At 65.8% G+C, this 15,271-nt stretch carries 12 protein-coding genes; 4 read left to right on the top strand and 8 right to left on the bottom strand.

All coding sequences use genetic code 11. The annotated features are described in order from the left end of the window. The 4 genes from lpdA to V5A20_RS09105 all read right to left on the bottom strand — a co-directional run. A partial coding sequence (gene lpdA, locus V5A20_RS09120) for a dihydrolipoyl dehydrogenase (protein ID WP_332327178.1) occupies positions 1-1,364 on the bottom strand: 1,364 nt, incomplete at its 3' end. Between the two features lie 140 nt (positions 1,365-1,504). After that, positions 1,505-2,743 carry a murein hydrolase activator EnvC family protein gene (locus V5A20_RS09115; RefSeq protein WP_332316303.1) on the bottom strand — a complete coding sequence of 413 codons (1,239 nt, stop codon included), beginning with the start codon at positions 2,741-2,743 and terminating at the stop codon, positions 1,505-1,507. Positions 2,744-2,801: 58 nt separating this feature from the next. After that, positions 2,802-3,599, bottom strand: a complete 798-nt coding sequence (locus V5A20_RS09110; RefSeq protein ID WP_332327177.1) for a DUF4292 domain-containing protein — start codon at positions 3,597-3,599, stop codon at positions 2,802-2,804. Between the two features lie 55 nt (positions 3,600-3,654). Then, positions 3,655-5,463, bottom strand: coding sequence for a tetratricopeptide repeat protein (locus V5A20_RS09105; protein ID WP_332316305.1), 1,809 nt, complete (start codon positions 5,461-5,463; stop codon positions 3,655-3,657). 187 nt (positions 5,464-5,650) lie between these two features. Here V5A20_RS09105 and V5A20_RS09100 point away from each other — a divergent pair, with 187 nt between their 5' ends. Together V5A20_RS09100 and V5A20_RS09095 are read left to right on the top strand one after the other, a co-directional pair. After that, on the top strand, positions 5,651-7,621 hold the full coding sequence (locus V5A20_RS09100; RefSeq protein ID WP_332316306.1) for a CBS domain-containing protein: 1,971 nt from the start codon (positions 5,651-5,653) through the stop codon (positions 7,619-7,621). 144 nt (positions 7,622-7,765) lie between these two features. Beyond that, positions 7,766-8,011 (top strand): ferredoxin, encoded by a 246-nt coding sequence (locus V5A20_RS09095; protein ID WP_332316307.1) that lies wholly within the window; start codon positions 7,766-7,768, stop codon positions 8,009-8,011. Between the two features lie 122 nt (positions 8,012-8,133). Here the strand turns inward: V5A20_RS09095 and V5A20_RS09090 are convergent, their stop codons facing one another. Continuing rightward, on the bottom strand, positions 8,134-8,595 hold the full coding sequence (locus tag V5A20_RS09090; protein WP_332327175.1) for a YkvA family protein: 462 nt from the start codon (positions 8,593-8,595) through the stop codon (positions 8,134-8,136). A 125-nt stretch (positions 8,596-8,720) separates the two neighbouring features. On the opposite strand from V5A20_RS09090, the gene V5A20_RS09085 reads away from it, so the two are divergent. Then, positions 8,721-9,668, top strand: a complete 948-nt coding sequence (locus V5A20_RS09085; protein WP_332316309.1) for an L-threonylcarbamoyladenylate synthase — start codon at positions 8,721-8,723, stop codon at positions 9,666-9,668. Positions 9,669-9,715: 47 nt separating this feature from the next. On the opposite strand, the gene V5A20_RS09080 is transcribed toward V5A20_RS09085, so the two are convergent. The 3 genes from V5A20_RS09080 to V5A20_RS09070 all read right to left on the bottom strand — a co-directional run bounded on the left by V5A20_RS09080 (position 9,716) and on the right by V5A20_RS09070 (position 12,138). After that, a complete protein-coding gene (locus V5A20_RS09080) occupies positions 9,716-10,876 on the bottom strand; it encodes an NAD(P)/FAD-dependent oxidoreductase (RefSeq protein ID WP_332327174.1) in 1,161 nt (386 codons plus the stop codon). An 84-nt stretch (positions 10,877-10,960) separates the two neighbouring features. Then, positions 10,961-11,731 carry a methyltransferase domain-containing protein gene (locus tag V5A20_RS09075; protein ID WP_332316311.1) on the bottom strand — a complete coding sequence of 257 codons (771 nt, stop codon included), beginning with the start codon at positions 11,729-11,731 and terminating at the stop codon, positions 10,961-10,963. A 53-nt stretch (positions 11,732-11,784) separates the two neighbouring features. Then, positions 11,785-12,138 (bottom strand): hypothetical protein, encoded by a 354-nt coding sequence (locus tag V5A20_RS09070; RefSeq protein WP_332316313.1) that lies wholly within the window; start codon positions 12,136-12,138, stop codon positions 11,785-11,787. 255 nt (positions 12,139-12,393) lie between these two features. Between V5A20_RS09070 and V5A20_RS09065 the strand changes: the two genes are divergently transcribed. Then, the gene (locus V5A20_RS09065) at positions 12,394-14,997 is read left to right on the top strand and encodes a heavy metal translocating P-type ATPase (protein ID WP_332327173.1); all 2,604 of its coding nucleotides are present in this window, start codon (positions 12,394-12,396) and stop codon (positions 14,995-14,997) included. Positions 14,998-15,271: the final 274 nt, after the last annotated feature.

Below are 15,271 nucleotides of genomic sequence, written 5' to 3'. Positions count from 1 at the left end.
GAAAGGGTCGGGTGGGGGTGCACCGATTCCATGATCTCGAACCCCGTCGTCTCGAGCTTGCGGGCGGTCACCACCTCCGAGATGAGCTCCGTGGCGTCCTGGCCGATGATGTGGCACCCCAGGAATTCGCCGTACTTCTCGTCGTAGATGGTCTTCACGAAGCCCTCCTGGTGGCCCAGCGCGGCGGCCTTCCCGTTGGCCTTGAACGGGAATTTGCCAACCTTCACGTCGTACCCCTCCTCCTTCGCCTCCTCTTCGGTGTAGCCCACGGAGGCAATTTGCGGCTGGCAGTAGGTGCAGGCCGGAACGTCCTTCATGTGCATGGGGCGCACGTCGTGTCCCGCAATCTTCTCGATGCAGAGGATGCCCTCGTGGCTGGCCTTGTGGGCGAGCCAGGGCGCCCCCGTCACGTCGCCGATGGCGTAGACCCCGTCCACGTTGGTCCGGTAGTACTCGTCGACCACGATGTCATTGTTTTTCGTTTCGACCCCGACCTCTTCGAGGCCGATGTCCTCCACGTTCCCCACGACGCCGACGGCGGAGAGGACCTGATCGCACTCGATGTGCTCTGTGCTGCCGTTTGCCTCGACTTCCACCCGGAGCGGCTCGGCCTCCGTGTCGACGCCCTGCACGTTCGCCCCGGTCATGACGTCGATGCCCATCTTCGTGTAGGCCTTCTCCAGCTCTTTGGACACGTCCTTGTCCTCTGCGGGCACCATGCGGTCCTGGACCTCGATAATGGTGACGTCCGTGCCCATGTGATTGTAAAAGTACCCGAATTCGACCCCGATGGCCCCGGCCCCGACGATGACCATCGAGTCGGGCTGATCAGTCTGGAGCATCGCCTCCTTGTAGCTCAGCACGTGCTCCCCGTCGATTGGAAGGAAGGGCAGCTCGTTCGGGCGCGCCCCGGTCGCCACGATCACGTGATCCGCCGTGACGGTGCGTTCCTCGCCCACGTCCTCGCCGTCCATGGTCACCGAGGGCTCAATCTCGACGGTGTCCGGAGCGGTCAGGCGCCCGTGGCCACGCAGGACGTCGATGTCGTTCTTCTTCATCAGGAACTGCACACCCTGATTCATCTGGTTCGCCGCGCCCCGGCTGCGTTCGATAACGCTCGGAAAGTCAGCCGAGACCGATCCGTCGAGCTCCAGCCCGTAGTCGTCGAGGTGGCTCGTCTCGGCCATGACCTCGGCACTTTTCAGGAGGGCCTTGGTCGGGATGCAGCCCACATTCAGGCACACGCCGCCGAGCTTGTCCTTTTCGACGATGGCGGTGCTCATCCCGAGTTGGGTGGCACGGATGGCCGTTTCATAGCCGCCGGGGCCGCTGCCGATAATGACGCAATCATAGTCCGTAGCCATAGGAGGCGAGGGAAAGATCAATGGTAAAGCGAGGAAAAGTCGCCAATCAAGATACGCTCCGCCCTTCAGCAATCCCAAATGGCCACTTCCCGTGGGGGGAAAGGTTTTTGTGAATCCGGTTGGGCGGGGGGCACGGGACTTCAGCGGACGGACAGCCATCCGGAAGGATCCACAAACTCGCTCGACGAGCCGTCCACGAGCCCGAAAAACAAGCTTTCTCCACGCGGCTCCTCTTCGGTCCCAGAGCGGCCGATGACCTGCCCTGCTTCGATGCGGTTGCCTTCGGCAATGGATAGGCTCGAGAAATTGCTGTAGACGGAGAGGTACTCGCCGTGTTGAATGACGACGTAGGTGCCATAGCCGGGAACGAAGTCGATGCCGGTCACCGTGCCGTCGAAGACGGCGCGAACGGGGCTGCGGGGGTTGGTGGCGATGAGCAGGCCCGGGTGATAGGTCGTGGTTTCGTGGACGGGGTCCACCTGGTCGCCAAAGTCGGTGGTAACGGCCCCTTCCACGGGCCAGGGCAGCGACCCGCGGTTTTCCTGAAAGGAGGCGGACAGGTTCGCGGCGAATTCGGCCTCGGGGCCCGTGTCGGGAGCGTTCCGCTCAGTCCGCGCCACCAGCTTTTGAATGCGTCGCTCAAGCTGCTTGGCCTGTCGCTGCTTCTGCTCGATCTGCTTCTTCAGTTCGGAGCGCCGCGCCCGGAGGTCATCGACGACCTGTCGGCGCTCTCGCTCGAGGGCCCGAAGATTCTTCCGCTCGGTGCGCGCCTCGGCGAGAAGGTCTCGGGTCTCGGCTCGCTTTTCGGCAAGTCGTTCGCGTGAGGAGCGAACGTCGCCGGCGGCCGCCTGGATCGCACTCCGCTGCTGGCGGCGGTCGGTGGCGAACCGCCGGAGGTACCGTGCGCGGATCAGCATCTGGTTGATGGACTGGGAGGCGAGCAGCAGGGCCAGGTCGTGCAGGCGCCCGTACTTGTATGCATGGACGAGCTGGGCCCGATAGTCTTCCCGAAGGACTTCGAGGCGCGTCTGAAGGGTTGAGAGCGTATCGCGGAGCCGCGCCCGTTCCTGCCCCAGTTCGTCGAGGCGGGCCTGGTACGTCGCCACCAGCTTTTCGCGGAGGGCAATCTCTCGTTGCAGGGATGCGAGTTGCTCCTGGGTGGCCTCCGTCTCTTTTTCTGTTTTCTGGAGGCGCTGCCGCTCCCGCTGAATCTGCTGCTCCAACTGCTCGAGGCGCTGGCGCGTCGTCTCCCGCTGTGACGCGGCGTCCTGCCCCTTCGCGACCGACGGGGCGAACGGCGCCGCGAGGCCGAGGAGCACAACGAGCCCGGCCCGGAGTGTCCGCAACGCGATCCGTCGTGGGGGGCGAAAGAATCGCATTCAAGGACAAGCGGTCGATGGGTGAACGGGGACGATCCGACGACGGGGCCAGGGCCGGCTACCGAAATTGACGACGGGGCACCTGCGCGGGCACGTCGAGCGAAAAGGAAAGCTCCGACGGATTGAGGCTCATCTCCTTGTACGTGATCACGGCCCGGAGGTCGTCGGCGGGCTGCTGGAAGAGGATGCGGGCGGGCAACAGGACGTCCTGGACCCGTCGGAAGTCCGAAAACAGCCGTTTTTGACGGACGGTTCCGGTGTCTGATCGCTCCTCGTAGCGGACGACGCGCCAGCGGGTGGGGTCGACCGTGTAGCGCTCCCGGTCGGCGGCGTCCGACAGGTAGTAGAGGGTGCTGTCTGCGTCCAGCGACCAGTCGGACCGGGGGGCAGGGGCGAGCGCCCCAATCATGTTGTCGAAGAACTGGTCCGACGACACCGGCGCGGGGAATAGGTTCTGGACGGCCTCTACGGGGCCCACCCGCAGCACCGTGTTGCGCGTGTCATAGAAAAATACGCTGTCACGCGTGAGCAGGACGCGCCCCCCCTCGACCCCAAACAGACTGAGCCGCATGAACAGGGAGTCCGCCCGTCGGTGGTGGACGACTGCGTTGAAGGACTGGGTCTGGTTGGGCGTTCGGACGCTGACTCGGGCCTTCGCCGTGTAGGCCCGAATCGTGTCGGTCCCTCCCGTGATTTGCTGTTGAATCTGGCCAACGGAGTGGTCGGGGAACGCATCGGGCAGGCTGGGGGCCGTGGAGGGAGACGAACTGCCGCAGCCGGCCAGGAGGAGGGCGCTCGTCAGTGCAAACAGGCATGCACGCAGGGCAAGCGGGACTGAGGTGGACGTCAAGGGCACAGCGGAGTCTCGTGCAAGAAAACGGTAAAGGGCATGCCGGCCCCCCGGTTGTCGGCTATGAGCTTTCTGTGTGCTCAAGCTTCTGGTGCAGGGATGTGCGATCGGGGACACGATCCACTGCGCGTTGCCAGTACGTCTGGGCCGCGGCGTCGTTGCCCAGGGCCTGCTCCACGTCGCCGAGCCGCTCAAGGAGTGTGGCATGGGGCGATCCGATGTCGAGGGCGGTGCGCAGGTGGCGGCGAGCCGCCTCAAACTCACGCTGCCGGTACCGCACCCATCCCAACGTGTGGTGAGCAGAGGGGGATTCTGGGGCGTCCTTTCTGGCGTGCTGTGCAAAGTCGAGGGCCTGCTCCAGCCGTTCGTTTCGCAGCGCCAAGCTTTGGGCGTAGAGGCGAAGCACCCTGGGGTGATCGGGGGCGAGAGAGTGGGCCTTCTCCAAGACGCGATCGGCTTTTGTCGGGCGGTTGAGGCGCTCGTGTGCAAGCCCGAGGCCCGCGTAAAGCACTGCCCGCTCGCGGGGGCCGGTCGCGTCGTCCAGGAGGGAAAGGGCTTCTCGGAAATGGTCGTGGGCCCGAGCCGAGGCGCCCGAGTGCAGGCGGGCGAAGGCGGCCGTGCGGACGAGGGAAAGACGTCCCGGAAAAAGCAGCATCCCTTCCTCCGCTACTTCGGCGGCGCGAGGATACTCCTGGGCCCGGTGGTAGGCCTCTGCGGTACGGGTCCACCGGTCTGGAGCGCGTGGACTGAGGTCAAGAAGCCGCTCCAACGCCTGTCCGGCCCGTTGGGGACGCCCCCAGCTTTCGTAGAGGCGAGCCTGGAGCGCCAGCCCAGCTCCATGTTCGGGCGACTGCGTCAGAACGCGGTCCAGCAGGTCTTCCGCGGCACGCAACCGAGCAGTGTCGGGGGGAGACGAGTCGGTTGCGGCGTCGTAAGAGGACTGGGCACGGCGCAAGAGTGCTTCCAGGGATTCTCCACGCACGGCTGAAGAGTCCGACTGTGCACCCGCATCGAAGACGGAGGTCGCCTGCCCCGTTTGGCGCGCGAGGCGCGCTGCCTGTTTCTGGAGCGCCTCGTCGTTGGGGTACTGCCGTGCAAGGGGCGCCAGGAGCGTCAGTGCGTCCTTCGGACGGCCGACATCGGCGTAGTGCTCCGCGAGGCGACAGCGGTACGTGCGAACGGTGGGGCGCCGGTTTACCAAGACCCGGAGCGTTTCTTCGATGCCGGCTGCGTCCCCCGTTTTTCGATAGAGAGAAAGCAACTGCTCGTACACTGCCACGGAGGCCCGCCCGGCCTGATCCAGATACGATTTGTAGGATTGAACCGCCGCTTGTGTCTGTCCCAGCTCTGCTTGAAGGGAGGCACGAGCCCGATGCGCGTCGCTGTGGTCGGGGAAGCGGTCCAGCAGTTGCTGATAGGTGCGAAGGGCGGCGGCCGTCTCCCCGGCGGCACGCTGCACCTCGGCGAGGCGGCGGTGGTGATAGGGGCGGGATGCCCCGTGCCGCTGTGCCTCCCGGGCGTAGAACAGAGCCGTAGAGAGATCGCCCTGTTCCTCGTAGGCCTCGGCGAGGGCATCGAGGAGGGTCGGGGCCTCGGGGCTCCGGGCCAAGGCCGCTTCGAAATAGGAGGTCGCCTCCTCCTGGTCGCCCAGTTGCGCCTGGGTTGTGCCCTGGATCAACAATCGCTGGGCTCGCGGGTCCGTCGTATCGGCGTGCGGGACGCCGGTCTCCGGAGCCGCAGCCGTCGAGAACCCCAGTCCGCCCCATAAAAGGACGCACAGGAGGATGGGGGCCGCGGGCGGGGTGGAACAGAGGGAGCGTGCGTCCACGGGGACGACCGAGCAATGAGGGACGGCAGCGTAGATGCGCATCAACGCCGGAGCACTTTGACGGATACGACATTGGCGTGGTTCATTTTGATTTGATAATGACCGTGAACCGTTTCTACCTTGCTGCCAGTGTCCGAAAATCCTGAGTTCAATTCGGCAACACCCCCCGGCATACGAGTCCGAGGCGGTGTTGCGTCGCTCTGCAGTCCACAAGACTTCAACCGTATTCATGGGTGAGCACAACGTACGCCGGGACGCCGAGCCCTCGAAGCTGCGCGAATTTACAAATCACCTGATGCGCGACGTCCGTGCGCTGGAGCTTATGCTCCACGAAGACATGTTCGAGACGGGGATGCGCCGCATTGGGGCCGAGCAGGAGCTGTTCATGGTGGATGAACGGGGAGAGCCGGCCCCGGTCATTGAGCAGGTGCTTGAGCGCAATACCGACGAGCGCATCGTCACGGAGCTGACGCGCTTCAATGTGGAGTTCAACATGGACCCGCTTCAGTTTGGGGAAGATTGCTTCCAGAAGATGGAAGCGTCGACGTCCGAGCTGATCGAAAAAGTGCGGGGCCTCACCCGGCAGATAGACAGCGAGATTGCCATGACGGGCATCTTGCCGACGGCCCACCTCTCGGACTTTGCGATGGACTACATGACCCCCCGGCCGCGCTACTATGCCCTCAATGACGCGATTTCCCGGTTGCGGGGCGGGGGCGGGCAGTATCAGATCCGGGGCATCGACGAGCTGTTCGTGAAGCACGACTCCATCATGCTGGAGGGGTGCAACACGAGCTTCCAGACGCATTTCCAGGTCTCCCCGGACGAGTTCCCGCGCTACTACAACATCGCGCAGGTCGTCGCGGCCCCGTGCCTGGCCGCCGCGACCAACTCTCCGCTTCTCTTCGGCAAGCGCCTCTGGCGCGAAACCCGCATTGCCCTCTTCCAACAGGCCGTTGACACGCGGTCGAGCAACCTGTACCTGCGTGAGATGAGCCCGCGCGTGCAATTCGGCACAGACTGGGTGGAGGAGTCGGTGATGGAAATTTTCAAGGAGGACATCTCCCGCTTTCGGGTCCTCCTTACGACGGAGCTGAGCGAGGATCCGCTGGAGACGCTGGAGGCGGGCGGCGTGCCCAACCTCATGGCCCTGCAGCTCCACAACGGCACCGTCTATCGATGGAACCGGGCGTGTTACGGCATCACGGAGGGGAAGCCCCACTTGCGAATTGAGAACCGGGTGCTGCCCTCCGGCCCGACCGTCATCGACGAGATTGCCAATGCGGTCTTTTGGTACGGGCTCGTGGCGGGGCTGGCCCAAGAGTACCAGGACGTGTCCGAGCACATGGAATTCTACGAGGCCCGGTACAACTTCAACGCGGCCGCCCGCAGCGGGCTTGCCTCTCAGTTTGCCTGGCTGGACGGCACCAATCGCCCGGCCCACGAGCTGATTCTCGACACCCTCATTCCGCTGGCGGAAGAGGGCCTCCGTACCTCCGACATTGCGTCGTCAGACATCGAGCGGTACCTCGGGGTGATTCAGAAGCGCGTGGAGACCCAGCAGACCGGCGCCCAGTGGCAGCTCGACTCGTTCGCCCGTATGAAAGAGGTTGGGTCACGGGCCGAGCGCCTCGGGGCGCTCACGCGGGGCATGGTGGAGCGTCAGAAAGAAGGGCACCCGGTCCACGAATGGTCCCTGGCGACCCTGGAAGAAGGATACACGCCCACGGGCATGAAGGAGACGAACGTGGAGGACTACATGACCACGGACCTCTTCACCGTCCACGAGGAGGAGTCGGTGGAGTTTGTGGCCCGGCTCATGGACTGGCAGAAGATCCGCCACGTCCTCGTGGAAGACGAGAAGCACCGCCTGGTGGGGCTCGTGAGCCACCGCACCCTGCTCCGTCACATGGCGGAGCGGAAAGAGCGTCCGGAGGGTGGGGTGCCGGTCGGAAACATCATGGTTGAAGACCCGATCTCGGTGTCTCCAGATCGGCCCACGCTGGAGGCGGTGGAGCTCATGCGCGAGCACGAGATCGGGGCCCTGCCCGTGGTGCGGGAGGATCGCCTGGTTGGCATCATCACCGAGCAGGACTTCATTCAGATCGCCGGCAACATCCTCGACGAGACCCTGGGCCTCGACGCGGAGCAGGAGGAGGGCAGCCCAGCGGAGCCCGACGATGTTGCGGCCTCCTCGTGAGCCCATGGGGCGGGCCCTGAACGTGTGCAGACATCAGACTCCCCCCGCGACACTCCAGCGTGGAGAGGGGAACGCGTGGGGGCGGCGTTCGTGACACGGCATTGGAAAATCGACTTTATCTCCCCCTTATTTCCCCTTAGAAGCATGGCTGACACCCGCGAGCGAGAAATCAGCGGACAGACGGTCCGCATCGACCGGACCCTCTGCATCGGGTCGGGCAACTGCACCAACATCGCCCCCGAGATCTACGTGATTCGGGAAGACAACATCGTCGATTTTAAGGACGAAACGCCCGACATCGAACAGGGGCGGCTTGAAGAAGCGGCGTCCCTCTGTCCCGTCGACGCACTCATTGTCGAAGACGAAAACGGGGAGCGGATCGTCCCCTGAGCAGGCTCAGCTCTGGCGCCGGTACCAGGCGATCAGTATGCCAGTTAAAATCCCGGCGACCAGGCCGAGCAGCATGTAGGTAAGCATAGGGGGCTCCAGGGGTGCGATGAGGGGCCGACAAACTACGACGACGGGAGGGTCCGCTGTTCTTCCCAGGTGCGAAACTGGTCCAGCTCGTGCCGTACGGTGTCGACGGCCGTTTGGATGACGGCAATGTCGTCTACGAACCCGAGCGCCCCAAGGGGGTCGGGAACGACGTCGATCGGGGTCACGAAGTAGAGAAGGGCGGCCACGAGGAGGACGAGCGACGCCGTGGGCACCTGTCGGTAGGACCGACGCGCCCAGGCCACGAGGAGGCGCAGTGCCGCCCGGAGGTCGGTCCAGACAGCGTGGAGGGCATCGGTGTTGGCCTCCAGGCGTGCGTAGGCGTCCCGGATCAGAAGCACCACCCGAAACCGGCGACGAAGGACCTGGCGGGCGGCATCGAGAAGGGCTGTTGCCACTTCGGAGCCGGTTGGCGCTGGCTCTATGATGAGCCCTGGTGGGGCTGAACGATCATCGGACGGGGAAGAGTCGGAAGGCATCCGGAGGGAGGAGTCAAGACAACAGGCATGCCCTCGATGCTAAGAGAGGATGGGGAGGAAAGTCAACCCTCCCAGGGGTCGTCTCGTCCGGAACGTCGTTTTGAACTCGCTACTCCTCCTATGCTGTGGTGACCGCCCTCACGACATCCCCTGAGGAGGCGGCCGATCGCCTTCGCCGCGGTGGTCTCGTCGCCTTTCCTACCGAAACGGTCTACGGCCTCGGCGCGGACGCCTTTCAGCCCGACGCGGTGCGCCGCATCTTCGACGCAAAGGGCCGCCCGGCGGACAATCCGCTGATCGTCCACCTGCACCGTCGAGGGCAAATCCAGCGTGTGGCGGCGGACGTCCCCCCGTCGGCTCAGCGCCTGTTCGATGTGTTTGCGCCGGGCCCCCTCACGCTCATCCTTCCGAAGCACGACGGTCTCCCCTCGGTGGTAACGGCGGGCCTCGAGACCGTGGGGGTTCGCCTTCCGCGGCTACCGCTGGCGCAATCGTTCCTGGAGGCGTGTGCAACGCCCGTCCCGGCGCCCTCTGCCAACCAGTCGGGTCGGCCGAGCCCCACGAGTTGGGAAGCCGTAGAGCATGACCTGGGGGGGCGCGTCGACTGCATCCTGCAAGGGGGGCGCACGGACACGGGCGTCGAGTCGACGGTTGTCGACTGCACAACGGATCCGGTGGCCGTGCTTCGTCCAGGGGCCGTGGCGGTCGAGGCAATTCGTCGCGTCCTGGGGGCGGTTCAGGAGGCGCCTCCCGACGAGGAAGCTGCTCCCCGGAGCCCGGGGACCCGACACAGGCACTACGCCCCGACCGCGCAGGTGCGTCTCGTCGACACCCCCTCAAATGCTTCCCCGGGCGCGCGCCACGCATACGTGGGGCTTGAGGCCCCGTCCCGGCCGAATGCGTTCGGGGCGGTGTACGTCGAAGAAGACATAGAGGCCTACGCCCATGATCTTTTTCATGTCCTCCGGGCCTGCGACGAGAAGGAGATTGAAATCATCTACGCGCAATCAGTGTCGTCTGAAGGGTTGGGCCGGGCCCTCAATGATCGCCTCCGCCGGGCCGCGGCCCGGTAGGCGGACACCGTGCGAAACGAGCGGCCCAGGCCTCGGAAGGCACGCGTTTACCGTGCGACGCTCGCATCGTCGAGCGCCCCCTGGCGCCCGCGGGTGCCACGGATGATCCACCGGGCGAGCGGCGGGAGCGCCCGACAGCTCTGCACCAGGGCCCAGGCGGCGCCCGGCCGGAAGGCCGCTGCGTGAATCCATCGGCCCAGCCGCATGCGCGGGCCGAACGTGTCCGTCCACGCGCGTTCGTAGCTCGTGCGGAACGTGCGGGTGGAGAGCCGTCCGTTCAGAAAGTCGGAGGCCAGCGGGCTCACCAGGTCGGCGGTGCGGAGCGCCATCGCCATCCCATCGCCGCAGAGGGGCGCAATCATGCCCGCGGCGTCCCCAATCATGCACACGCCGTCCGCAAATCGAGATTTCGGCATGAGGGGGACTTGGCTCACCGCCTCGAATCGGTCGCTCACGCGGGTGAGGCCGGTGAGCAACTCGTCTAGGGCCGGGTTTTGGCGAAGGGTGGTGTTGAGCATGCCTTCGGGCGTCCCGCCGGCCTCCGTGAGGGCGTCGGTGTGCCCGATCCAGCAGACGTTGATGCGGTTGTCCTCGACCGGCGAGAGGCCACAGTACGCCCCCGGAGAGCTATGGAGTTCAATTGTGTTGCCCAGGTCCGTGGCGGCCGGCCCGGCGTAATGGGCCTTGAAGGCGACGTAGGGCGTGGTCTCTGACATAAACGGGCGCTCCAGTGTCCGGTCCAGGCGGCCCCGGCGCCCATGCGCCCCCACGACGAGGCGGGCCTCCACGGCGTCGCCGCCGACGGTCGCGCCGAAGCCATTCCGGAGGCTGCCGTGAACGTTTGTGACTCGGGTGCCGGGCCGCCCGTCCACCCCCGCCATGCATGCGTTCTGAAAGAGCATTTGGTCGAGCCGGTAGCGGCTAAACCCAAGAGCCACATCGGGAAGAGAATGAGAGGTTGTGGCGCCACTTGAGGCTGTGAGACACGCCTGATCGATGGGCTCGGCCCCGGCGGCGCGGACATCGTCCAGCACCCCCAGACGCCGAAACGAGGACTGCGCCTCTGGCGAGAGGAACTCCCCACACAGCTTCTGCCGTGGGTAGGTCGACTGCTCGGCCAGAAGCACGTCGTGGCCGTCGCGGGCGAGCTGGTACGCGGTACTGCACCCGGACAGGCCACCGCCAATTACGAGGGCGTCGTACGACATGGGGAACTGACAAAAATGAAAAAAGAGTGGAGTGTCCAAACCTGTCACGGGCGGGGGTGCTCCAGTCCGTTGAGGGAAGGCCCGTCACGGATTGGAAACGTTTTCTGCTGGGGGCCCGGTCACGGGGCCGAGCGTGGACAGGGTCCACCGGAAGGCCCAGTGCCACCGGATGGAGGGGGAGGGAAGGCGGGCGGCCCGAGCAAGGGCGTGAAGGTCTGCGCGCCGAAAGCCGCGGCGCACCGACAGTGGCCCGTCGTGCTGCACCATCGGGGCGAGGCGCAAGGCCCGGCTGAGGCCCCAGATGCCCACATAGGCCAATACATGACGGTGGAGGTCATTCACGACGAGCCCCAGCTGCGCGACTCGCTGCATCTCTTCGAGCACGCCAACTGCCGTGGCGCCGTGAACGTGGTGGAGGAAGAGGGCCGCGTGGACGAGGTCGATGGACCCGGTGTTGTAGGGAAGGGACTCAGCGTCCCCGACCTCGACGTGAATTTGAGGGCGGAGGGAGGGAGGGAGTTGCCGGTCGAGGTACGCCCGGGCGTGACCCACGGTGACGGGGTTGGCGTCAATGCCAATGAGGTCTAGCGCGCACCCGAGGCGTTTGCCTCGTCGAGCCAGGTGGGCCAGGTGGTCGCCGCTTCCGCACCCCACATCCAGCAGGCGGAGGTGATCGTGTTGTTCTAAAATCGGATCGAGGATATGATCTGTTGCCCGATACCCCCCAAGCAGCCGGTTGATGCGTCGGAGGTCGCGAAGAGCCCGGGTAAGACGAGCGTCCGTGATGGAGAAGTCGTCCATCCACTCCTCGGTCTCCAAACGGGTAGACAGGTCCGGAAGAAAGGCGAAAGACACCGAGACGTGACCGAGGGCGTTGGTTTAAACAAGCCGGCGGGTTTGGGACTGGGTCATGCCACCTCGACCTCTGCCTCAATGCCTTGGTCGTTGAGGCGGTCGCGAACCTCTGGGGCAAGGTTCTGCTCGACCGTGCTCGGCACGAACTTGGCCACCAGCCAGGCCAGGTAGCCCTGCTGCCACGCCGCCTCCGTAGCGTCCTCGATTGTGATTTCTAACTTCCGGGCCCCCTTGGTGTCCACGTGAGCCTGAATGCCTCGACTCCGGAAGCCGTCCTGCAGATGGTCAGCCATTTGGTTTCGGACGGCAGACTCGATGTCGGCCCCTTGCGCCCGGGCCTGGGCTGCACGGGCCCCCATCTGCTGCTGGGCAAGCTTCTGTGCGTTGAGAATTGTGACTTCAATCATGGAGGAGAACCGAGTCAATAGGAAGAAGTCCGCTCAAACCCTGTCGCCGTGGCGAGGCTGTTGTGAAGCCCTGGTGACGACTGCGGCCCTGCCTATCGAAGATCCGGCGATGGGGTTCCGGCCTGTACGGGTTTTTGGCAGAGCGGGGCCCAGGTCGCCCCGTGAATATGGAACCTGGCCGCGGGTCTCTGGTATAGGGGGGTACCCTATATTAAACACGTCCACTTTACCCTGAACGGGACCGTGAACCCTCCCATGAGCCGATCCTCTCCCGAGACAACCACGCCCCCGCGAGGGACGCCTGATCGCCCGTCTACGTCCTCGAACGGAGAGGCCTGTGCGGTCGAGCCGCCCTCGTCCGAAAGCCAGACGACCGACGTTTTGAGAGGAGATGGACCGCATCTGGTACTGCCAGTGAAGGGCATGTCGTGCGCCTCGTGCGCACAGAGCGTGGAGGGCGCGCTCTCGCGCGTGGAGGGGGTTGCCGGGGCAACGGTCAATTTCGCGACCGAGCGTGCCGAGGTTGCGCTGGCGGACGGTGCGGACGTGTCGATGCCGGCGTTGGTGCGAGCCGTAGAGAGCAGCGGATACGAGGTGCGGACCGCCGAGACAACGCTCACGGTGCAGGGGATGAGTTGTGCATCGTGCGTCTCGCGGGTGGAGGAGGCGCTGACGACGGTGCCGGGCGTGGTGCAGGCCACCGTGAACCTCGCGACCGACCGTGCCACCGTGCAGTATGTCCCCGGCGTGGCCGAACCCGCCGACTTCACCCAGGCGATCCGCGACGAGGGCTACGAGGTCGTCGATTCTGGGGAGACATCGGACCGGAGCGACGTGGAGAAGCAGGCGCGCGAGGAAGAGAAGCAGTCCATGAAGCATCGCTTTTTCTGGGCGCTCGCCTTTGCGCTGCCCGTGTTCGTGTTGGAGATGGGCTTCCTGCACATCCCGACGATGGAGGCCTGGATCACCGAGCAAGTCTCCACGCAGACGCTCTACTACGTGCTCTTTGGCCTTACGTCGGTGGTCATGTTCGGGCCGGGCCGGTACTTCTTCGAGCACGGCTGGCCCGCGCTCAAGAACGGGAGTCCGGACATGAACACGCTCGTCATGATCGGGACCTCGGCGGCGTACGGCTACTCGGTCGTGGCCACGTTCCTGCCGCAGGTGTTGCCGCAGGGAACCGTCCACGTCTACTACGAAGCGGCGGCCGTCATCATCACGCTCATCCTGGCGGGCAACTACATGGAGGCCCTCGCCAAGGGCCGCGCCAGCGACGCGATCCGGGCGCTGCTCGACCTGCAGGCCACCACGGCCCGCGTTCTGCGCGACGGCGAAGAGGACGAAATCGACGTGCGCGACGTGGTGCCCGGCGACGTGATCCGCGTCCGGCCCGGCGAGAAGGTGCCGGTCGACGGCGAGGTGCTCGACGGCGAGTCGCACGTCGACGAGTCGATGGTGACCGGCGAGCCGGAGCCGGTGCGCAAGACGGAGGGCGACGAGGTCGTGGGCGGCACGATCAACGAGACGGGCAGCTTCACCTTCCGCGCCACGCGGGTGGGGGAGGAGACGGTCCTCTCCCAGATCGTGGAGATGGTGGAGGAGGCCCAGGGCTCCGCGCCCCCCATCCAGTCGCTTGCCGACCGCGTAGTGACGGTGTTCGTGCCCTTTGTGCTGGCCACGGCGGCGATCACATTCGGCATCTGGATGGCGTTCGGCCCCGACCCGGTGCTGACCTACGCGCTCGTGACGGCGGTTTCCGTTCTCATCATTGCCTGCCCGTGCGCCATGGGCATCGCCACGCCGATCTCGGTGATGGTGGGCACGGGCCGCGCCGCCGAGCTGGGCGTGTACGTACGGGAGGGCGAGGCGCTGCAGGCCCTCCACGCCGCCGACCTCGTGGCGTTCGACAAAACCGGCACGCTCACGAAGGGGCGGCCCGAGGTGACGGATCTCCTTCCACAGAACGGTCACGATATAGACGACCTGTTGCGCTGGGCCGCCGCGGTCGAGACCCAGTCCGAGCACCCGATTGGGGCGGCACTGGTGGCCCGGGCGGAGGAGCGCGGCCTCGACCTACCGGACGCCACCGACTTTGAGGCCGTGCCGGGCCACGGCGTGACGGGGACGGTTGAGGGCCGGCCCGTGGCGATTGGGGCCGCGCGGCTCATGGTCCGGCTCGACGTTTCGCTCGACGGGCAAGAGGCGACCGCCGATGAGCTGGCTGACGCCGCTAAGACGCCGCTCTACGTCGCCGTGGACGGCACGCTGGCCGCCGTCGTGGCCGTGGCCGACCCGATCAAAGACTCGACGCCCGCCGCGCTCGACGCGCTGCACGAGATGGGGATTGAAGTGGCGATGATCACCGGCGACGACGAGCGGACGGCCCGCGCCATCGCCCGCGAGCTCGGCATCGACCGCGTGCAGGCCGAGGTGTTGCCCGACGAGAAGGCCGCGGCGGTGGACGACTTTCAGGCGGACGATCAAACGGTGACGTTCGTCGGCGACGGCATCAACGACGCGCCCGCCCTCGCCCAGGCCGACGTGGGGATTGCCATCGGCACCGGGACCGACGTCGCCATCGAGAGTGGCGACATCGTGTTGATGGCCGGGGATCTGCGCGGCGTGCCGAACGCGGTGCACCTCTCACGGGCCACCCTCCGCAACATCAAGCAGAATCTGTTCTGGGCCTTCGCCTACAACGTGCTCCTCATTCCGGTGGCGGCGGGCGTCCTGTACCCGGCGTTCGGACTGCTGCTGTCGCCCGCCCTGGCCGCCCTCGCGATGGTGTTCTCCGACCTCTTCGTGGTGGGCAACGCGCTGCGCCTGCGCCGCTTCGCCCCGGCGCTGGCCCCCGCGTAGGTCGGGCGCCGAGTCGGGGACCCGCCTCAGTGGGGGTACGGCGGCCCTCAAAACCAGTGACCGGGCCTACAGCGCCGATTGACCTACGGACCTTCGGACGCGGGCATCCGCGTCGTCCCGAGTGAGGATCTCCGTCGATGGGCTAATGCAGACAATCAGGCCCGCCGGTGCTTTCTCTCTCAGCCCAAACGCACTGCCCGACGATGCCGGAAGTCCGACCCACCTCCACCGTCACGTGCCCCGAGTGCGGCGCGGAGACCGAGGCCGAGATGCC

The organism is Salinibacter sp. (assembly GCF_036626415.1).
Classification (GTDB): Bacteria; Bacteroidota; Rhodothermia; order Rhodothermales; family Salinibacteraceae; genus Salinibacter.
Note: the sequence above shows the minus strand (reverse complement) of the source record. Positions and strands in the feature narration are given on the sequence as shown.